This window comes from Marinimicrobium alkaliphilum (assembly GCF_003259155.1).
Taxonomy (GTDB): Bacteria; Pseudomonadota; Gammaproteobacteria; order Pseudomonadales; family Cellvibrionaceae; genus Marinimicrobium_A; species Marinimicrobium_A alkaliphilum.
In genome coordinates this window covers 178757-199489 of record NZ_QGMQ01000002.1, presented here as the reverse complement: position 1 = coordinate 199489, position 20733 = coordinate 178757, and the positions used below count along the sequence as shown (strand labels likewise).

At 59.7% G+C, this 20733-nt stretch carries 18 protein-coding genes; 10 read left to right on the top strand and 8 right to left on the bottom strand.

Annotated features, from left to right (window positions below; all coding sequences use genetic code 11):
* Positions 1 to 109: 109 nt before the first annotated feature.
* The 7 genes from DKW72_RS04335 to DKW72_RS04305 all read right to left on the bottom strand — a co-directional run bounded on the left by DKW72_RS04335 (position 110) and on the right by DKW72_RS04305 (position 5873).
* The gene (locus DKW72_RS04335; protein ID WP_198411215.1) at positions 110 to 1219 is read right to left on the bottom strand and encodes a lysozyme family protein; all 1110 of its coding nucleotides are present in this window, start codon (positions 1217 to 1219) and stop codon (positions 110 to 112) included.
* 17 nt (positions 1220 to 1236) lie between these two features.
* A complete protein-coding gene (locus DKW72_RS04330) occupies positions 1237 to 1725 on the bottom strand; it encodes a DUF4442 domain-containing protein (RefSeq protein ID WP_111641101.1) in 489 nt (162 codons plus the stop codon).
* Positions 1726 to 1766: 41 nt separating this feature from the next.
* Positions 1767 to 2891, bottom strand: a complete 1125-nt coding sequence (proB, locus tag DKW72_RS04325) for a glutamate 5-kinase (RefSeq protein ID WP_111641100.1) — start codon at positions 2889 to 2891, stop codon at positions 1767 to 1769.
* A gap of 32 nt (positions 2892 to 2923) precedes the next feature.
* A complete protein-coding gene (cgtA, locus tag DKW72_RS04320) occupies positions 2924 to 4126 on the bottom strand; it encodes an Obg family GTPase CgtA (RefSeq protein ID WP_111641099.1) in 1203 nt (400 codons plus the stop codon).
* Positions 4127 to 4264: 138 nt separating this feature from the next.
* Complete coding sequence (rpmA, locus tag DKW72_RS04315; protein WP_111641098.1) at positions 4265 to 4522, bottom strand: 50S ribosomal protein L27; 258 nt, start codon at positions 4520 to 4522, stop codon at positions 4265 to 4267.
* Between the two features lie 15 nt (positions 4523 to 4537).
* Complete coding sequence (rplU, locus tag DKW72_RS04310; RefSeq protein WP_111641097.1) at positions 4538 to 4849, bottom strand: 50S ribosomal protein L21; 312 nt, start codon at positions 4847 to 4849, stop codon at positions 4538 to 4540.
* A 280-nt stretch (positions 4850 to 5129) separates the two neighbouring features.
* A complete protein-coding gene (locus DKW72_RS04305) occupies positions 5130 to 5873 on the bottom strand; it encodes a rhamnogalacturonan acetylesterase (protein WP_157960387.1) in 744 nt (247 codons plus the stop codon).
* A gap of 466 nt (positions 5874 to 6339) precedes the next feature.
* Between DKW72_RS04305 and DKW72_RS04300 the strand changes: the two genes are divergently transcribed.
* Genes DKW72_RS04300 through DKW72_RS04270 form a run of 7 tightly spaced genes read left to right on the top strand, consistent with a single transcriptional unit; the run spans position 6340 to position 15401 of the window.
* The gene (locus DKW72_RS04300) at positions 6340 to 9498 is read left to right on the top strand and encodes a DUF1592 domain-containing protein (RefSeq protein WP_198411214.1); all 3159 of its coding nucleotides are present in this window, start codon (positions 6340 to 6342) and stop codon (positions 9496 to 9498) included.
* Between the two features lie 30 nt (positions 9499 to 9528).
* Positions 9529 to 10797 (top strand): DUF1552 domain-containing protein, encoded by a 1269-nt coding sequence (locus tag DKW72_RS04295; RefSeq protein ID WP_111641094.1) that lies wholly within the window; start codon positions 9529 to 9531, stop codon positions 10795 to 10797.
* A gap of 46 nt (positions 10798 to 10843) precedes the next feature.
* Positions 10844 to 11353 carry a TlpA family protein disulfide reductase gene (locus tag DKW72_RS04290; protein ID WP_111641093.1) on the top strand — a complete coding sequence of 170 codons (510 nt, stop codon included), beginning with the start codon at positions 10844 to 10846 and terminating at the stop codon, positions 11351 to 11353.
* A gap of 2 nt (positions 11354 to 11355) precedes the next feature.
* On the top strand, positions 11356 to 11571 hold the full coding sequence (locus tag DKW72_RS16670) for a DUF4266 domain-containing protein (protein ID WP_111641092.1): 216 nt from the start codon (positions 11356 to 11358) through the stop codon (positions 11569 to 11571).
* 13 nt (positions 11572 to 11584) lie between these two features.
* The gene (locus tag DKW72_RS04280; protein WP_111641091.1) at positions 11585 to 12751 is read left to right on the top strand and encodes a DUF3570 domain-containing protein; all 1167 of its coding nucleotides are present in this window, start codon (positions 11585 to 11587) and stop codon (positions 12749 to 12751) included.
* Positions 12748 to 13689 (top strand): FAD:protein FMN transferase, encoded by a 942-nt coding sequence (locus DKW72_RS04275; RefSeq protein WP_111641090.1) that lies wholly within the window; start codon positions 12748 to 12750, stop codon positions 13687 to 13689. Before DKW72_RS04280 ends, DKW72_RS04275 begins: the two co-directional genes overlap by 4 nt.
* The gene (locus DKW72_RS04270; RefSeq protein WP_111641089.1) at positions 13686 to 15401 is read left to right on the top strand and encodes a protein-disulfide reductase DsbD family protein; all 1716 of its coding nucleotides are present in this window, start codon (positions 13686 to 13688) and stop codon (positions 15399 to 15401) included. Before DKW72_RS04275 ends, DKW72_RS04270 begins: the two co-directional genes overlap by 4 nt.
* A gap of 20 nt (positions 15402 to 15421) precedes the next feature.
* Here the strand turns inward: DKW72_RS04270 and DKW72_RS04265 are convergent, their stop codons facing one another.
* The gene (locus tag DKW72_RS04265) at positions 15422 to 16339 is read right to left on the bottom strand and encodes an alpha/beta hydrolase (RefSeq protein WP_111641088.1); all 918 of its coding nucleotides are present in this window, start codon (positions 16337 to 16339) and stop codon (positions 15422 to 15424) included.
* A gap of 162 nt (positions 16340 to 16501) precedes the next feature.
* Here DKW72_RS04265 and leuS point away from each other — a divergent pair, with 162 nt between their 5' ends.
* The 3 genes from leuS to holA are packed head-to-tail and all read left to right on the top strand — an operon-like array spanning position 16502 to position 20565.
* Complete coding sequence (leuS, locus tag DKW72_RS04260; RefSeq protein WP_111641087.1) at positions 16502 to 18964, top strand: leucine--tRNA ligase; 2463 nt, start codon at positions 16502 to 16504, stop codon at positions 18962 to 18964.
* Between the two features lie 13 nt (positions 18965 to 18977).
* A complete protein-coding gene (locus tag DKW72_RS04255; protein WP_157960386.1) occupies positions 18978 to 19532 on the top strand; it encodes an LPS-assembly lipoprotein LptE in 555 nt (184 codons plus the stop codon).
* Complete coding sequence (gene holA, locus DKW72_RS04250) at positions 19513 to 20565, top strand: DNA polymerase III subunit delta (RefSeq protein ID WP_111641085.1); 1053 nt, start codon at positions 19513 to 19515, stop codon at positions 20563 to 20565. The genes DKW72_RS04255 and holA overlap by 20 nt, the downstream gene beginning before the upstream one ends.
* Positions 20566 to 20733 lie beyond the last annotated feature (168 nt).

The following is a 20733-nucleotide window of genomic DNA, read 5'->3' as shown; positions in this document are numbered from 1 at the left end:
CCACGGAGCGGGCGCGAGTGCCCGTTCATGCGGGCGTGCCGGACTCCGCCACAGTAGACCCTGTGCCACAGTCTCGAACTGGGTACATTGATTATAAACCACCCCTGCCCTATTTCAATGAAGCACAGCCCGGTAAATCGTCAAGCTGTCGGCAGGCTTCGGCCATGGCGATGCCAACGTCGGTAACATAGTAGAGTGAGGCAAAACCGAGCTGGTTGCGCCCGAGGTTGTGAAATACCATGCCCAGGGCGATATCCCCGGCCGTGAAGCGCTCGTGATGACGGGCAAAGTAACGGGCCGCACCGTTGAGTTCGCTGTCCACAAGCAGTGCGCTCACACGCCCGACGCCACCGTGATAGGCCTGGATCAACAAAAACGCATAGAGTTGATCGGCTTTGTCCTCCGGCAAATGGCCAAAGATCCCGTCAAACACCGAAGCCAGATTGCGGTGGTTCTGCTCCAGCAACCGCAGTGCACAATCAATCTGTGCCAGGCGGTGAAAGTGAAAACGTTCGGCCAGCTCGCAGTCATTGAGCGCCGCCACCGACAACTGCATCACCCCCCGGGCATCGGCCGCCGAGCGCGCCATGGCCCGACCACCGCTTTCAATCAGGACCTTACCCGCCAGGGTCGTCAACACTTCCTCGGGCATACTGATGCGCCCCTGGGTGCGCCGATCGTCGTACACTTTGCGGATCGCGGCGTGGAGTGACACGGTCTCTGCTTCGGTGCCAATCCGCATGCCGTCCCAGGTGCCCCACAGACGCGCTTCAGGATCGTCTCCCCGATAGCGCGCCAGCGCCTGTTGCAGTTCCGCTTCCGGTTGATCACAGCTGAGTGCAAACGGATATCCCGCGCTCCCCGGCGCGCCCTCACTCCAGTGTTCCGTTCTCTCATTGGCGGCCAACGCGCGCCGGCGTTCATTCAGGCGCGCCTGTGTCACCTCCGCGTCGGGATCATTGCTGATGTAGCCGAGGAAGGTAGCACGGTGGTTGAACAGGATGTGGCGCTCACGTTCAGTGCAGTAAGCACTACCGGTCAGGACCCAGCGACGCAGGGTCACCAGATTGTCGTAGACGCCCTGACTGGTCCAGTAGGGAGTTGCTCGCACCACAGACAGCCATTCCGATGCTGGCACCGGCGCCTCCGAGGCAGACGCCAGCCCGGGCAGGTACAGGCAGAGCATCAGTATCAAACGTCGTGTACTCCAACTGGACACTCTTTCGCACTCCTGTTTTACGCCGCTGTGGGTTTATCCTGCCTGTCGGTAGACTGGCGCGCCCGGGGCTTGCGGCGCACGTAGAGCGTCCGATTTACCCGCGCCACCAGGTTGTGGTCGCCGTCGACAATATCGATCGTGAATTCGGGCAGGTATTTTTCGCCTTGTGCGGTTTGCTCGCGGATAGTGTGAAGCAGGTAATCATCGATCACAAAATGCGCATGGACGGGTCCGCGCCCCGGGGAAACAAAATCGATATCGGCACTCTTGTCCCAGACGTAGTAGTCATTGCCCAGGTTGTGGTGAAGCATCATCATGTACCAGGGATCGGTCATGGAAAAGAGGCTGCCGCCGTACTGAGTCCCCACATAATTGCGGTTGTACCAGCGGTATTTGAGGGTTACATCCACTTTGCAAAAATCGTCACTGATGTAGGTCGCGCGGATTCCGGTAAACAGCATGGGCGGCCAGAAGTTGACCAGGCGTCGCAACCACTTGGGGCTCATATCGATCTCCCGCTTATTCCAGAACCGATCCGGTGCAAAGCTCAGCTCAATACCAGGTTATCCCGGTGAATCAGTTCGTCGTCATCTTTATAGCCCAGTAACTCGATAATCCGGGCGGTCGGCTTGCCGATGATCTTACCGGCCTCTTCGGCACTGTAGTTGACCAGTCCGCGCGCGACTTCGTTCCCGTCCGGATCGAGACAGATCACCATATCCCCGCGGGTAAACCGGCCCTTGACCGCTTTGACGCCCACCGGTAGCAGGCTCTTGCCCTGCTCGCGCAGCACTTTGACCGCGCCGCGATCAATGACCAGAGTACCCCGGGTCTGAAGTTGACCGGAGAGCCAGCGCTTGCGCGCGGCCTGGGGCTCTTCCGAGGCCCACAGCAGGGTGCCCACCGCCTCGCCCTCGGCGATCCGGTTCAACACCTGCTCCAAACGCCCACCGGCAATCAGGGTATCCGCTCCAGAACGGGCTGCCACCCGCGCCGCACGCACTTTGGTGATCATGCCGCCACGGCCCAGAGCGCCGCCGTCGCCTGCCATCATCGCCAACTGCGGGTCATTGGCCGCCGCCTCAGACAGCAGCCTGGCCGCCGGATTGGTACGCGGGTCACTGTCGTACATACCGTCCTGATCCGTCAGGATCACCAACAGATCGGCTTCCACCAGATTGGCCACCAGTGCGCCCAGGGTGTCGTTGTCGCCAAAGCGGATTTCATCGGTGATCACGGTATCGTTTTCATTGACCACCGGCACCACTCCGAGTCCGATCAGGGTTTTCAGGGTCGAGCGGGCGTTGAGGTAGCGCTCGCGGGAAGAAAGGTCATCGTGGTCGAGCAGCACTTGGGCGGTCTGCAACCCATACTGCTGAAAGGCATTCTCGTAGGTCTGCACCAGGCCCATCTGCCCCACGGCCGCGGCCGCCTGCAGACGGTGAACTTCCGTGGGGCGCTTGTGCCAGCCCAGGCGGTTCATGCCTGCGGCGACCGCCCCGGAGGAGACCAAGACCAGCTCAATGCCGCGCTCGCGCAGCGCGGCCATCTGCGCCACCCAGACAGCAATCGCGGCGGTGTCCAGGCCTTTGCCGTCATTGGTCAGCAGGGCACTGCCGATTTTTACCACCCAGCGCCGGGCGCGGGTCACTTGTTGGCGTTTTTCGCTCATAGCCTCAGCTTATGTCCGTGGCGCCGGCAGGGCTAGCGCACATACTCCACTTCGACGTCGTAATCATCATCGTCGAAATCATCGTCATCATCATGCTCGCCCTTGGCGGCCTTGCGGGCCGCACGGTGGCGATCGCGCAGTTCTTCAATGCGGTCGCGCCCCTCTTGGGCCATCTGGTCCTGCAAGGCCAGCTCGCGAGCCCGGATCTCGGGATCTTCTTCCGCTGCCCAGATGTCTTCCAGGTGCGTCATTATCTTACCGCACAGGGGTTCGGTGCCATCGCGGTTGAGTGCAGAAATGGTGTATACCGGCCCCTCCCACTCGAGCGCATCAACCACCGCCTGGCAGCGAGCCTCGGCTTCGCCGGGTGGCAGCAGGTCAATTTTGTTGAGCAACAGCCAGCGCTCGCGCCCGGCCAGGGTCGGACTGAACTCTTCCAGCTCCTCAATGATCATCTGGGCCTGCTCGGCGGGGTCACTGCCGTCCGGCGGCAGCATATCGACAATGTGCAGCAATACCCGGCAACGGGTCAGGTGCTTGAGGAAGCGAATCCCCAGGCCAGCACCCTCCGAGGCGCCTTCGATCAGACCCGGAATATCCGCCACCACGAAGCTGCGGTGCTTCTGGACACTCACCACCCCCAGGTTGGGCACCAGGGTGGTGAAGGGATAGTCTGCCACTTTGGGCTTGGCGGAGCTGATCGCGCGGATAAAACTGGACTTGCCGGCATTGGGCAACCCCAGCAGACCGACATCGGCAAGCACCTTCATCTCCAGCTTGAGCTGGCGCTTTTCGCCCTCGGAGCCATTGCTGGTCTTGCGCGGGGCCCGGTTGGTACTGGACTTGAAGCGGGTATTACCCAACCCGTGGAAGCCGCCCTGGGCGACTTTGAGCTTTTGTCCGGCTTCGGTCAGGTCCCCCAGGGTTTCCTCGGTGTCCATATCCAGCACCGTGGTGCCCACGGGTACCGGCAGGAACAGGTCCTCGCCCTTTTTCCCGGTGCAGTCCTTACCCATGCCATTACTGCCTGACTCCGCCCGGTAACGGGGCTGATAGCGGTAGTCGATCAGGGTATTGAGGTTCTCGTCCGCCACCAGGTAGACGCTGCCGCCATCGCCGCCATCGCCGCCATCGGGGCCGCCTTTGGCGATAAATTTCTCGCGCCGGAAGCTCAAGCAGCCGTTGCCGCCTTTGCCGGCTTCAACGTAAATGGGCGCTTCGTCTACAAATTTCACAGTGGGGCTCCGCTTGGATCGCAATGACCGCCATTATGGCGATTTTTTACCGGGGTTAGAATACAACAAAGCCCTGACGACGGATCGACAGGGCTTTGATCGTGTTGCCGCCTCACCGAAGTGAGGCAGAACAGGCACTTACGCAGATTCGATGTTGACGAACTTGCGGTTGTGCGGGCCTTTGGTCTCAAACTTCACTTGACCGTCGGCTTTGGCGAACAGGGTGTGGTCTTTGCCTACACCAACGTTGACGCCTGCGTGAATACGGGTGCCGCGCTGACGCACGATGATGCTGCCCGCAGACACGGTTTCGCCGCCGTAAGCTTTAACACCAAGGCGTTTGCTCTGTGAATCGCGTCCGTTACGCGTACTACCACCAGCTTTTTTATGAGCCATGAGTCATTACTCCTCTTAACCTGTGATGCCAGTGATCTTCACTTCAGTGTACCACTGACGATGACCCTGACGTTTCATGGAGTGCTTGCGACGACGGAATTTGATGATGGTCACCTTGTCGCCGCGACCGTGGCTAACGACTTCAGCCGTTACCTTGGCACCTTCTACGATCGGAGCACCGATTTTAACGTCGCTGCCGCTACCGACCAGGTAGATTTTGTCAAATTCGATGGTTTCGCCAGTGGCGACTTCGATTTTTTCCAGCTTCAGGGTTTCGCCTTCCACTACCCGGTGCTGCTTGCCACCGCTTTCAATAATTGCGTACATAGTTGCTCCAATACACGCTTGGACGACACGAAGTAGCCAGGCGGTATGCCTCGGCGTTTGGGACTAGCGTCGTAGACTGATTTTCAGGGGCGCCGATTGTAGGCCAAACACTTCCAAAAGGCAACAGGCTTCGAGCCCGGCAGCAGCGGGGGGTTATCCCCTTCCGAGACACGCCGTGAACCCATCCATGGGGGCTCGACTGCCGCCGTCCGGGCGGCAGACGGTCCCGGAAGGGGATAACCCCCCGCTGCTTGGCATCGATATCGAAGCTAATCCTTGATCAATAAAGCTGTTTCAGCCACCGGGCGAGGGGCAAATCCTGGTTCTGGACCTCGGCGACAAAGAGTTTCGCCACCACTTCGGCCCCGCGCACCTGCAGATGGGTGTCATCCTGCTTGCCTTCGGGGGGCAAGTTGTCGTACTGCCCTGGATGGGCGTGCATATAAATGTGGCGCGACATCTCGGGGCCAGCCTCGACCAGCAGCTGGCGGGTAAAGGCGTTCAGATCCACCAGCGCCACGGCGCGCTCGGCCGCCACCGCTCGCACGGCGTCCGGGTAATCCCCGAGCGTCGCGACCGGCTGTCCCTCATCGTCAAACCGGCGACGGACAATCGAGGTCACCAAAATCACCTCGGCACCGCGCTCGGTGGCCTCATCGATAAAACGGTTCAGATAGTCCCGATAGTCGGTTTGAGCCTCCGCGTAGCGGTTGGGATCTTCGCTTTTCTGGTCGTTGTGACCGAAGCCGATCACCACAAAGTCGCCCGGCTGCAGTCGGTCACGCACGGTGGCCCAGCGACCCTCGTCGACGAAGCTCTTGGTGCTGCGGCCATTGCGGGCGTGGTTTTCCAGGGCGATACCCTCTTCCAGGAGCGGCGGCAGAGCCTGGCCCCAGCCCCACTCCGGGTGTTTCTCTTCCGGTTGCTCAGCCATGGTGGAGTCACCCACCAGGTACAGGGTGGGTCCGCGCTGCTCGTCCGAGACAGAGGCACAACCGCCCAAAAACATCAAAGTCAGTATCATGGTCGACAGGATCCACCATCCAGCTCGGTTACGGTTAGTTAGGGATTTCATACACGTCTCACTCATCGCTGTTAGTAATCGCCATTTTACCCTGATCGAACCCGCGAATTCGACAACGATTAACTTGTAAACAAAAATTCACCTATCAAAACCCAGTATCGCCAAAGTGTGATCCCTGTTAGATAAAAATGTGCCAACACCTTTTTTTTGTGACTCAAGCCCCCCTCGCGTGAGACAGCCCTCACATCGACCACGATGACTTTTTCCTAGAATGACTCTAAGCAACCGTCAGAAAAAAAGGCAGACATCACTATAAGTAAAACACACTAACCTCCGCGACATTTTTCCGCCGAAACCCGGGACATTGAACAGGCCTTTTGCAACACCAAAAGGTCGCGGGATGGTTTTGCCTGACATTTTTACTGCGGCAGCGCTCACTCACTCACCTGATGATAGGAATGCAACCATGAAAGCCCTAGGGATATTATCCGCGCGCCACTGGCGACCACTGGTGCTCGCCCTCAGTGCCCTGTTGTTTGCCGGCTGTGGCGGTGACGCCAGCTTCGATGAGGGCAACGGTTCGCCCAACACACCACCGAGTGCGGACAGCTCCAGCTCCCAGAGCGATCACAACAGTAGTGCCCCTCCTTCAGATGAAACGCCTCCCATTAATGATACCGTTTTTGACGTTGCGGAAGCACACTACGTCTATCAAACGGAGTGTGCCAGCTGCCACGGCGATCAAGGCAAAGGCGGCGTGGGCGGCGACCTGCTCAACTGTTCCGCTTGTGGCGACTCCAATGCACTCTTTGATGTCATTGAGCACACCATGCCACTGCTGACGCCCACTTCCTGTGTGGGTGAATGCGCTCAACTGATGGCCAACTATATCGAGGCCGGTTTCCCTGCCCCTCCCAGTAGTGACAACAATAGCAGCGAACAGCAATCCAGTAGCTCTGAAAGCTCAAGCAGCGATCAGCAATCCAGCAGCTCTGAAAGCTCAAGCAGCGATCAGCAATCCAGCAGCTCTGAAAGCTCAAGCAGCGATCAGCAATCCAGCAGCTCTGAAAGCTCAAGCAGCGATCAGCAATCCAGCAGTTCCAGCAGTGACAGCGACACAGAAAGCGGTTGGTCAATCGATATTGCCCAAGCACACGATCTGTACCACTCCCAACAATGCGCCACTTGCCACGGCGTTGATGGCACAACCACCTTCACTGCCCCCCAAGCCGATCCCCCCGGGGCTTACAACTTGTTTAACTGCCCGTCTTGCAGTAATGAGTTGAGCCTGGCAAGTAAAATCGAGCAAACCATGCCTTACGGCATCCCGAGTCGTTGTGATGCCGAGTGCGCTACCCTGCTCGCAACCTATATCCACTACGGCCTGCCGGCACCAGGCAGTGAACCACCGTCCAGCAGCTCATCTTCGAGTCAATCGAGCTCAAGTCAGTCCAGCTCCAGCCAGACATCGAGCGACTCACCGGGAAGCTCCAGCAGTTCGTCATCGAGTCAATCCTCGGAGTCCTCAAGCAGTTCCAGCAGCTCCTCATCCAGCAACCAACCGCCCATCGAAAGCAGCTGTGAGATTGCCTATGGCCCGCGCCACCTGCGCGTACTCACCCGACACGAATTTATCAATAGCGTACGTGATCTGACCGGAGTCGATATTCGCGAGGACCTGGGACAAAGTGTGTACGACACCCTGCCTTCAGACAACCGCATTGAGGGTTTCTCGAACAACATCATGGCCAATATCGAGAGCGGCACACTGCAAGCCTACAGTTTGGTGGTCAGTCGTGTGGTGGATGCGTTAGCCGAACACGACTTTGCCGATATTGTCGACTGCAGCGGCATCGCCGATGGCCAGTGTGGGATGCGCCTGCTTGATGACTTTGGTTTCCGGGCCTTCCGCCGCCCTCTCAGCAACGATGAACGCGACCAGTTCCAAAGCATGTTCACCAACGAGTACACCGGCGGCGACCTGAACGAAGGGCTACGACTGGCCGTGCGCACCCTGCTGACCTCCCCCAACTTCCTCTACCGCGATGAAACCGGGGTGTCGGTGGCTGATCTCGAAAATGGGTCTGACGACCCGCAGTACGAGGCGATGGGCCCGGTTGCCACCATCTTTGCCGATCCTGTTACCCCCGGCTATCACACGGGCAATAATGTGAGCCACAATTTCACCGGCACCGAGTTACTGGAAATTGTTGCAAGCGCTCAGCCCAATGGCGCTGGCAGCTGGCCGGAACTGCATATTACCGGCGGCAATGGTCAAGCGGATGTTCGCATCACCATCGATGCCAGCTATGAGAAAACCTATCGAGTCATGCTTGAGGGGCTGACCGGCAACAACACCTACTTTGGTTTTGTCGAAACAACCGGGGAGCCGCACACCATTGAGGTCACCTCCGCTACCCTTGCGGCGGCCCAAGAGGTGGAAATTTCCCTGCCGACTGTAGAGCTGGATCCCGATGCCTATGTGCTCACTCCCTATCAGCTGGCTTCCTTCCTGAGCTTCACCTTTGCGGGCACCACGCCGGATATGATCCTGTTGCAGGCTGCACGCAACAATGAACTGACCACCCGCGAACAGATTGAAGCCCAGGTTGATCGCTTGCTGGACACACCCCAGGCGCGGGCACAGTTCGGTAACCTGGCAGCCCAGTGGCTACACACCGACCGGGTACTCGAACAGAACAAGGATATGAGCCTCTACCCCGGCTTTACCGACGATGTTCGCCAAGCAATGGCCCAGGAAGTGCGCGAGTTGTTCAATCACGTAATTCTGGACGAGGATGCGCCCTTCGAGAGCCTCTACGACGGCAACTTTGCCTTTGTTAACCAGTCGTTGGCCGAGTTCTACGGCATTCCCGGCGTCAACGGTGATCAATTGCGCAAAGTCACCACCAGCACTCGCGCTGGCCTGGTGACGTCAGGTGCGTTCCTGGCAGTCCATGCCCACGAGCAGGAAACCTCACCGATCCAGCGCGCTGTAAGAGCCCGTCGCGCCTTTCTGTGTCACAACGTACCCGCGCCCCCCACTGGTGTCGCCCTGAGCGGTGAGGACTTTGATGAAGAGCGTGAAGCCGCCCGTGAGGCTTGGGAGGCCTACCTTGAAGCAAACGACGGCGTCGCCACCAGCCGTGCCAAGTACGAGTATCAGACCTCCGCACCACTGTGCGCCACCTGCCACGAAGAAATGATCAACCCCCTGGGTGGCGGCTTTGAGGACTTCAACTCGGTTGGCCTACCGCAAGCCACTGACTTCAACAACCTGACGATCGACGCCATGGGTGCCCTGTACGGCGTCAATAGCGTCAACGACAGCCAGACCATTCACTTTGAGGGTGCCAAGGAATTTGCGCACGCAATTGCCGGGCTGGATGTCACCCGTCACTGCTTTATTGACAACGTTTTCCGATTGGCCATGGGTACAGGCACCAACCACTTTGACCACGGCTTGCCCGCTATTCAGCTTTCAGCGGCAGAGCGTCAAAGCTACAGCTGCGAAGCCAACCATTTGGACAATGTGATGCGCGAACGCGGTTACAGCACTCGCGAGCTGCTCAAGGCACTGGGCAGTATGGACAGTGTGCGCTACCGCAAAGATGTTACCCGCTAACCGAGCCAACGAATTCAACGAGGTGTCACTATGGAACACAATCAGAAAGCTGCACAGCGACAACGCCGGGAGTTCATGAAGTTTCTCGGGGCTGCCGGCGTATCACTCCCCCTCCTCAAGGCCTCGGCCTTGGGATCTGGGGCCCTGCTGACGCGCCAAGCGCAGGCCTCCGGCAATCCGACCCGTCGGGTTATTTTTGTTTACATCCCGGACGGCACGCCCAGGGGTGCATCCTTTTCTTACACACCCTCTGCCGACCTGACACTCAAGATCTGCTCGGCACCGCTGGAGCCCGTCAAACAGGAGTGTGTTTTCTTCGATGACATGAACATCGTAGGCGGCGGTGGCCACGGTTTGACCCAGCGGGTACTGGGCGCCTTTGCTGACGGCGTGCAGGGTAGTATCGACCTGGCACTGGAAAGCGTAGTCGGGGCGACATCGCCCGTCGCCTCTTTACGTCTGGGTGTTCGCACACGCGGCGAGGATCCCATCTCTGCTCGCGGCTTCTCGGCCGTTACCGATTTCCAGGACAATCCGCGCTCAGCCTTTGACCGACTCTTTGGCGGCACTATCGATACCAGCCCCATTGGTGAGCGCCGGGAAAAACGCATCCTTGAAGTCAATCGCCTGGCGCTGGAGCAACTCCAGCAACGCCTGGGTCACTACGAGCGCCAACGCATTGAACAGCATATGGCGAGCATCGAAAAGCTGCATTCGGATATTGAGCATGCGGCATCGGGCTCCGCGCCCGCAGGCTGCACCGAGCCCAACTACAACCCTCAGGGCCTGAACGACATCAGCAACGACAGCGCGTTTACCGATCTGTTTGCGCTTCAAACCGAAAACATCATTCTGGCATTGAGCTGCAACATCACCCGAGTCGCAACGATGCAGCTGGGCACCCATCAGGCCGACTTCAGCGTGACCACGCGCGACGGCGAGTATCACGATGCGATTCACAGCGGTGACCGCCCACGCTACGAACACTTTCGGAGCTACTTTTCCGAGCGCATGACCCACCTAATTCAGCGGTTGGCCGAAACTACCGACCCCACCAGCGGCGGAAGCCTGCTCGACAACACCCTTGTGGTTCAAGTCACCGACATGGGCGACGGTGATGCCCACTACGGTCACGATGCACCCTTTATGCTCGCTGGCGGCGGCAACGCCATTCGTCGAGGTCAAGTGGTCAATGTCGATAATCACCACCAGTTGCTCGATACAGTGGCGGAGTATATGGGCGCCTATGGCGTGATTGCGCCCTATAGCAGCTCGCCTGCGACCGGTATTTTGACCTGACCTGAATAACAAACATCTTTTGATACACCACACAACGAGGTAAGCCATGAAACAGATTTTTCGCCGGATAAGCGCCATCGCTCTGCTCGGTGCCGCCAGTTTGACTCACGCCGTGGAACCGGGTGCCTCTGCGCCCGCGTTCAGTCTTCCGGGTATCGCCAATGTCCCCGACGACAAAGCCATTAACCTGGCGGACTACCGGGGCCAGGTGGTTTATGTAGACTTTTGGGCATCCTGGTGCGGCCCCTGCCGGCGCTCCTTCCCCAAGATGCAGGAACTGCGGGAAAAATTCGGCGAATGGGGCTTTGAAGTCATCGCCATCAATCTGGACGAGAATGAGCGCGATGCACAGCAGTTTTTAAACAGCCACCCGGTGGATTTCCCCATTGCATGGGATCCCAAGGGCGACGTTGCACTGGAGTATCAGCTCAAAGGGATGCCCAGTGCCTATATCGTCGATCAGCAGGGTCAGGTACGTCAGGTGGTGGTCGGGTTTGACGACTACCGCGATGCCACGCTGATCGAAGACGTCGTTACCCAGTTGATAGGACTGTGACCATGCGCATAAAAACACTGACGCTTCTCGGTGTCTTGCTGGTCTCTGTGTCAGCTTGCACCCAGGTGCAACCTTGGGAGCGCAACTACTTGGCTCGGCCAGAGATGGCCCTTGAGCCAGACCCCATGGGAGCGCTGTTACGCAGCCACATCCATCACAGCAAAGAGGCAGCTTCCTCCGTTTCGAGCGGTTCAGGCGGCGGTTGCGGATGTAACTGAGGGAAAGGTATCCATGAATACACAAAAAAACACGGCCCACTCACCCTCGGCGCTTATGGCCTTAACCGCCGCCGCCATGATGCTACCCAACGCGGCTCAGGCCGATCCGCCGGATCAGCAATACCAGGTGCAGTTCTCACAGGCGCGCTACCAGGAGGCGCCCATTCCCCAGCACAAACTTGGCCTGGGTAGCGATCAGCGTTACCTGATCGACGTCAGCCATTTGCGCTTCAAAGCGCCGACCTCCAGCGACACCGAATTGAACCTGTCGCTACTGCACGAATCCATGAGTGGCGCGTCCCCCTGGTTTGTGATGCCCGACGCAGAGGGCGAGCTGGTACAGGTCATGAGCGAAGCCACTATTTCGGAAGAGCGCACCGAGCTGGGTGTCGATTTTCGCAGCTACAACCAGCGCTCGGAGGTGACCCTGTCGGCAGGGCACTCCACTGAAAACGACTATTCCTCTTACAGCATCGGCTTCTCCGGCGCCTGGCGTTTAAACCAGGACCATACCTCGTTGAACTTTGGTGCCAACAGCTCCCGGGACTACATCGATGCCACCGATGCGGAGCGTTTTAACCGCCCTACCGGCGAGCGCCTGAACCGCTCCGGATTAAGTGCGGGGGTGACCCAGGTGATCAACCCAATCAATTTGGCCAGTATCAACGTCGGCTTGAATCTGGTTGAGGGTTTTCTATCCGATCCTTATAAACTGGCACTGGTAGGACAGGAGACAGTGGCTGACTCACGTCCTGACACCCACGAACAGATCAACATTGATCTGTCGTGGCGCCGGTTCATCAAAGGCGCCAACGCCGCGTTGCACCTGGACTATCGCTACTTCACCAGCGACTGGGAGATCGACGCTCACACCCTCGAGCTGAGTTGGTATCAGAACCTGGGCAATGGCTGGCAGTTGACGCCGACACTGCGCTATCACAGTCAGAGCGCGGCGACGTTTTATCGTCCCTATTACACCCAGACCCGCAACGATGGCTATTACTCGAGCGACTATCGATTGTCGGCATTTGATGCCTACAGCGGCCAGCTCAAACTCATCAAGCGCTTTGATACACTGCAGTTGGACATCGGCTATGAGCACTACCAGGCCGAAGGCGATCACCCGGGACTGCTCAGCTACGATCTGCTCACCTTGGGCATAGGGTACCGCTTCCAATGAGTCAGGGTCGCTTGCACAGCCTGCGCTTCAAGGCCATGGGCAGCCGTTGTGAATTGCAGCTGTATGGCAGTGAACACCTCGCCCGCACCGTGGGCGAGGTGGCCCTGGCCTACGTGCGTCGACTGGAGCGCAAATACAGTCGTTACCGGGGCGACAGTGTCACCAGCACCATCAATCTGGCGGCGGGCCTGCATCCGGTCACAGTGGACCATGAGACCGCCCGGCTGCTCGACTACGCCGATGCCCTCTACCAACAGAGCAGCGGCCTGTTCGACGTCACCTCAGGCATCTTGCGTCGAGCGTGGGACTTCACCAGCAACAAGTTACCATCGGAGGTGGAGCTGACCCATCTGACGCCCCTCATAGGCTGGCACCGAGTTGGTTGGGATGGCCACCAGATTTTTTTGCCGGACCCTGGAATGGAGCTGGACTTTGGCGGTTACGTCAAAGAGTACTGCGCCGACCAGGTAGCGGACCTCTGTCGCCAGCACGGCATTACCCACGGGCTGGTAAACCTCGGCGGGGACATTCATTTGATCGGCCCTCACCCGGACGGCAGCCCCTGGCTTGTGGGTATTCAGAACCCGCGCTCGCCCGGCAAACCTATTGCCAAGGTGACCATGACCGAAGGCGCCATCGCCACCAGTGGCGACTATGAGCGCTATATGGTGGTCGACGGCATTCGCTATTCACACCTGCTCAATCCGTTTACCGGGCGCAGCCTGCAACCGACTTTCGCCTCGGCCAGCGTGATTGCCGCACGCTGCCTGATCGCGGGCTCCTTCTCGACCCTGGCGCTACTCAAAAGCCCCCTTGAACCCCAGTGGCTGACCGACCAGGGGTTACCCTACCTGCTGGTCGACCCCGCTCTGCGCCTGAGCGGCACACTGCAAACCCACGGCACCTACGCTACGCCTGCTATTGGACAACCCTCATGAACAACCGATTTTTCCAACTGTTAATACGCACCCTGCTGATTCCCGTTTTGTGGTTCAGTTACAGCGCCAATGCCCTGGTTCAGGACGACTTCCTGCCCGTGACCGAAGCCTTTGAGCTCGACGCCCACTGGACCGGCGAGCAGGTCATTCTGCGCTGGGACATTGCCCCCGAGTATTATCTCTACCGCGATCGCACGCGGGTTAGCGCCGCGCCAGCGCAACCGGTCGAGCTGCAATTCAGCGAAGCACAGATGATCTATGATCCCTACTTTGAAGAAGATATGGCCGTGTTCCGCGACAGCGCCACCGTGATTCTGCCTGTGGACGCGCACGGACCTTTTGCGCTGGAAGTGGTCAGCCAGGGCTGTGCCGAGGCCGGTCTCTGCTACCCCCCGCACCGGGACTACCTGAAGGTAGACCCGCGCTCTGCCGGCGTCACTCCCATCAGTGCTGACCAATTTCGTGAGCTACAGGGGCCAGGAGCAGTAACAGACAGCGAACGCCCCTCACTGTGGTTGCTGCAAGCGCTGGTATTCGCACTCCTTGGCGGTGTAATTCTCAACGCCATGCCCTGCGTATTCCCGGTGCTCTCCATCAAGGTGATGAGCCTGGTGCAATCGGAACCCGAGCGCCTGGCCAAGCACGGCTGGGCTTACACCCTCGGTATCATGGCCAGTTTTATAGCACTGGCCGCCGTGTTGATGCTCGCGCGCGCGGGCGGGCAGGCACTGGGCTGGGGCTTCCAACTGCAGTCGCCACTGCTGGTGGCCGCCCTCGCCTACTTGTTTTTACTACTGGGCCTCGGACTCTCGGGCATGATCAATATCGGCACCGGATTGATGGGTGCGGGCCAGTCGCTGACCGAAGGCTCGGGGTTACGCGGCTCCTTTTTTACCGGTGTACTGGCGGCGGTGGTGGCCAGTCCGTGTACGGCCCCCTTTATGGGTGCCGCCCTCGGCTTTGCTCTGACCCAACCCGGCGCAGTGAGCCTGGGCGTCTTTGCGGCGCTGGGCCTGGGGATGGCGCTGCCGCTACTACTGCTGTGCCACCTGCCACAGCTGGCCAAGCACCTGCCCCGTCCCGGCCCCTGGATGGAAACCCTGAAAGAACTCCTGGCCTTCCCGCTGTATCTCACCGCCATCTGGTTGCTCTGGGTGCTCGGTCGCCAAGTGGGGCTCAACGCCGTGATCGCGGTAGCATCCGGCGGGCTAATGATCATCTTTGCACTCTGGTTGCGCCAACAGGCCGCCCGGGGCGCCGTCAACCTGGTGCGCCGCGGCGCCATGGCGGCCGCCTGGGTGGTGGCTCTGATGCTGCCCTGGCAAATAGTGGACGGGAAGCGCGACGCCGACCGCTGGGAATCCTACAGCGCCGAGCGTCTGGCCAGCCTGCGCGCAGCGGGTAAACCGGTCTTTATCAACCTGACCGCCGACTGGTGCATCACTTGCCTGGCCAATGAGCGAGTCGCGCTTGGCACCAACAGCGCCAATACCCTCTTTGATGAGTTGGGCGTCGTTACGCTTAAGGGAGACTGGACCAACCGCGACCCGGAGATTACCGCCTTGCTTGAGCGCTATGGACGCAGTGGCGTTCCCCTATACCTGTGGTACCCGGCAGGTCACCGAGGCCCTGGGCAGCTGCTCCCGCAATTGTTGACTCCAGCCACGCTGGCCGACACCTTGCGCCCAAACGAGCAGGTAGTAAGCCACTGAGTCACCGCTCGGACTTTGTCCTAACGGATGAAGTCCTGAGTCCGCAGCCAGGCTTCCAGCGCCTGAGGCCAGCTGGAGGCTGAACCGTGCCCGGCCTCCATCCCAAAACCGTGCACGTCGGTCGGGTAAACATGGAGCTCCACATCGTCACTGTGGGCGCGCACGGCCTCCAGCAGCATGAGGCTATTGGCCAGCGGCACCGAACGATCCCCGCCGCCGTGAACCAAAAACAGCGGCGGAACCCGCTCTGTGACCTGATGGTGCAGGGAATTCTCCTTCACCCTGGCGGGATCTGGCCCCTCACCCAAGAGTGCATCACGCGAGCCGATATGCGCCGCCTCACCCTCCAGAGTGACCACTGGGTAGGCCAACACGGCCAGATCCGGACGCGGATCAAACGTGTCCCAGGCGTCGGACTGCTTCACGCTCAGCGGCTCCCGCAGGGCCACGCTGCCCGCCAGATGGCCGCCGGCAGAGAAGCCCATCACCCCAATACGGTTCGGGTCCAGGCCCCATTGCTCGGCTTCCCGGCGCAGATAACGCACCGCCCGCTGGCCATCGAGCTGCGGTGCCGGGTAGCCGTAATCGATCATCCGATAGGTCACCACAAACGCCGCGATCCCGCGCGCGGTCAGCCAATCAGCGATGTCGGTGCCCTCTTTGTCCCACGCCAGGCGTCGATAGCCACCGCCGGGGAACACCAGCATGGCGGCACCATTAGCCTGCCCGGCTTCGGGCCAAAACGGTGTGATCGCGGGGTTGTCCACGTGATAGATCCGCTGATCTTCAATGCGCTGGCGATCCGGCTGCACCGGTTCCCGCTCTGGCCACAAGGGTAGCGGCTCACCGTCCGCCGGACGCTCACTCGCCCCGGCGGCACTCAGCGCCAGCAGCAGCGACAAGACCAATAACTGGCCCAACTCTTTCGGGTTCATCATGTGCTCTCTCTCAGTTTGTTTTTATCACTACCGGGGCCGCCCGCGAATGCGCCGGCCCGGATCCATAGTCTACCACCAGGCCTTCGCTTTCTGGGCCGCAAGGCTCTATAATCGTGGGCTTTTGTAAACCCACCCATTACCGAGCACAGGCCTTTATCACTGATGGAAGAGCAATACCATCCCGAGCAGATTGAATCCGACGTACAGCGCTACTGGGACGACCACAAGACCTTCGAGGTCCAGGTGGATCACAGTAAAGACAAATTCTACTGCCTGGCGATGTTCCCCTACCCCAGCGGCAAGCTGCATATGGGCCATGTGCGCAACTACACCATCTCCGATGTGATTGCCCGCTACCAACGTATGCAGGGTAAAAATGTGCTTCACCCCATGGGCTGGGATGCCTTCGGTCTGCCCGCTGAAAACGCTGCCATCAAGAACAATACCGCCCCGGCAAAATGGACCTACGCCAACACCGACCATATGCGCGAGCAGCTCAAGTCTCTGGGCTTTGGCTTTGACTGGTCCCGGGAGCTGACCACCTGTACCCCCGAGTACTACAAATGGGAACAGTGGTTCTTCACCCGTCTGTACGAGAAGGGCCTGGTGTACAAGAAGATGGCCACGGTCAACTGGGACCCGGAAGATCAGACCGTTTTGGCCAATGAGCAGGTGATTGATGGCCGCGGCTGGCGCTCGGGTGCACTGGTGGAGCGCAAAGAAATTCCCCAGTGGTTTATCAAGATCACCGACTACGCCGAAGAGCTGCTCAACGATCTCGACCAACTGCCTCACTGGCCGGACCAGGTGCGCACCATGCAACGCAACTGGATCGGCAAGAGCCAGGGCGTGCAGATGCGTTTTGACCTGGCCCAGGCGGTGGGCGAGCACGACAGTTTTGAGGTCTACACGACGCGCCCGGACACGCTGATGGGGGTCACATATGTGAGCCTGGCGGCGGAGCACCCGATTGCCGAGGCACTGGCCAAGAACAGCCCTGAACTGGCGGGTTTTATTGCCGAATGCAAAAAGCAGTCGGTGGCCGAGGCCGATATGGCCAACATGGAAAAGCGCGGCCTGGATACCGGCCTCAAAGCCCTGCACCCGATCACCGGGGAGCCGGTAGCCGTCTGGGTCGCCAACTATGTGCTCATGGATTACGGCTCGGGCGCGGTCATGGCAGTACCCGCTCACGATCAGCGTGACTACGAATTTGCTAAAAAGTACGGCCTCCCCATCACCCAGGTCATCGCCCCCGAAAACGGCGAGGACTGCGACCTGGACAAGGCGGCCTTTGTCGACAAAGGCGTACTGATCAACTCCGGTGAATTCGGCGGGCTCGACTTTGACGCCGCTTTCAGCGCCATTGCCGACACCCTTGATGCGGCCGGCAAAGGACGTATCACCACCAATTACCGCCTGCGCGATTGGGGTGTCTCTCGCCAGCGCTACTGGGGATCCCCGATACCCATGTTCAATCTGCCTGAAGGCGGCGAAATTCCGGTACCGGCGCACAAGCTGCCGGTCCTGCTACCCGAAGATGTGGTCATGGACGGCGTGCAGTCGCCCATCAAGGCCGACCCCGAATGGCGCAAGGATGAACTGGACGGCCAACCGGTAGAGAAGGAGACCGATACCTTTGATACCTTTATGGAATCCTCCTGGTATTACGCCCGCTACACCTGCCCCCACTATGCCGAGGGCATGATCGACAAAGAGGCGGCGGACTACTGGCTGCCGGTGGATCAGTATGTGGGCGGCATCGAACACGCAATCTTGCACTTGTTGTACGCGCGCTTCTTCCACAAGCTGATGCGCGACGAGGGATTGGTCTCCGGCGATGAACCCTTTGAGCGCCTGCTGTGTCAGGGCATGGTACTCAAAGACGGCGCCAAAATGAGCAAGTCCAAGGGCAACACCGTGGACCCACAGGCCCTGATCGACCAGTACGGTGCCGATACTGTACGCCTGTTTTCCATGTTCGCGGCGCCGCCGGATCAGAGCATGGAGTGGAGTGATTCGGGGGTGGATGGTGCCCACCGCTTCCTGCGCCGGCTGTGGAAAGCCGTGCACGGGCACCTGCAGGCCGGCACCCCTGGCACCCTCAACCCGGACGCGCTCAGCAATGAGCAAAAGGATCTGCGCCGCAAGACGCATGAGACCATTGCCAAGGTGGGTGACGACTACGGTCGTCGCCAGACCTTCAACACCGCGATTGCGGCGGTCATGGAATTGCTGAACGAGGTAAGCAAGCTCGCCGATCGCAACACCCCGGACACCCTCGCGGTGGAGCGGGAAGCGCTGGAAGCCGCGGTATTGCTGTTGGCGCCGATTGTCCCGCACGCCACCCAGGCACTCTGGCAAGCGCTCGGCCACGACGGCATTCCGCTGGATACCCCCTGGCCAATGGTGGACGAAGCCGCACTGGTGCGCTCAAGCATCGAGGTGGTGGTGCAGGTCAACGGCAAAGTGCGCGACAAAATCCAGGCGCCGGTGGATGCCCCCAAAGCGCAAATGGAGCACCTGGCCCAGGCACTGCCCAATGTCCAGCGCTTCCTTGAGGGCGTCACGGTACGCAAAATCATCGTGGTACCCAACAAACTGGTCAACATCGTTGCCAACTAACCGGAGTCCGGCCATGCGTGTTATGCCTGTGCTTGTCGTTACCTTGCTGTGCCTGCTGACCGCTGCCTGCGGTTGGCATCTGCGCGGCACCCAAGGGCCTCAGGCCACCGTGGAGCAGATCTACCTGCAGGCCTCGGAAGCTCACGGCGAGCTGGCGTCAGAGATGCGCAACCTGCTTCGGGGGGCCGGTGTCGAGCTGGTCGCGAATGCCAATCAGGCACCGTTCAGCCTCTATATCACCGACGAAAGTTTTGAGCGCCGGGTGGCCGGCGTCGGCGCCGATACCCTGGCCAGCGCCTACGAGCTGACACTGGAAGCGGAATTTGATATCCGCTCGCGCGCAGGAGACACCCTGGTGAGCGGCGCCAGCGCCAGCATCATCCGCTCCTACGACTACAGCGTCGGTGACGGTAGCACCCATCAGCAGGAACGGTTACTGGTGCGGGAAATGCGTCGGGAACTGGGCCAGCAAATTTTGCGCCGCTTCTACGCCGTCGCCGGCAGTGACCCGAATGCGGCGCCAGACACCGACCTGATCGAGGACGCCCATGGCGAAGCTTCGCCCTGAGGAACTACCCGCCCAATTGAAGCGCTCCCTGGCCCCCATTTATCTGGTCTCGGGGGACGAGCCCCTGCTGGTTCAGGAGGCCTGCGACAGCATTCGCCAGGCTGCCCGGGATCGGGGCTTCAGCGAGCGGGAGCTCTACCATGCCGACGCCAATTTTGATTGGGGCCAGGTGCTGAGCGCCGCCAACAGCCTGTCTCTGTTTGCTGAACAGAAAATTATTGAAGTCCGATTGCCCAGCGGAAAACCCGGCGACAAGGGTGGCAAGGCATTGCAGGAGTATGCCGCCAACGTCTCAAGCGACAACCTACTGCTGTTGGTCACCGGGAAACTGGAACGCAGCAGCCAGAATACCCGCTGGTTCAAAACCCTCGACAATGTCGGCGCCCATGTCACCGTCTGGCCCGTGGCCCCGGGGCAGCCCCTGATACGCTGGATCGGCCAGCGCCTGCAACAGGCCGGCTTGAACGCCGATAGCGATGCTATTGAATTGCTGGCAGCGCGTATTGAAGGCAACTTGCTCGCGGCCGTGCAAGAAATTGAAAAACTGAAATTGTTGGCCCCGGACGGGCTGGTCAGCCGTGAGCTGATGGCCTCTGTTGTGGCCGACAGCGCCCGTTACGATGTCTTCGGGCTGGTCGACAAGGCGCTCCTGGGCGATGCCCGAGGCGCAATCAAAACCCTTCAGGGGCTGCGTACCGAGGGCACCGAAGCCATCGCCATACTCTGGGCCCTGACGCGAGAAATCCGGACCCTGGTGGATGTCACCCACGCTCTAGGCCAGGGCAAAGCCTTTGCCTGGGCCGCCAAGCAGGCCAACGTCTGGCAAAAGCGTCAACCCCTGATCCAGCAGGCCACTCGTCGCCTCAAACCCGCACAACTGCAACAGTTACTGCGCAAAGCCAACGCTGTCGACCGCTCGATCAAAGGCATGCGCAACGCCCAACCCTGGGATGAACTGCTGGACTTGACCCTCAACCTCGCGGGCGTACGCAGCCTGCACCCCGCCAATGAGCGACTGAACCTCAAGCTCTAAGCTCACACACCTCTAATAGCAAATTTGACTAAAACAGACCCACAAACTCACTGAAACCGGTTAATCACGTCTTATTTATCTGATATATTAGATAAACCACATTCACTGGATGGGTATCCCACAATGCACCCCCGGGCAAGCCGTGCTGTAGGCCCCGGTGCCGACAGT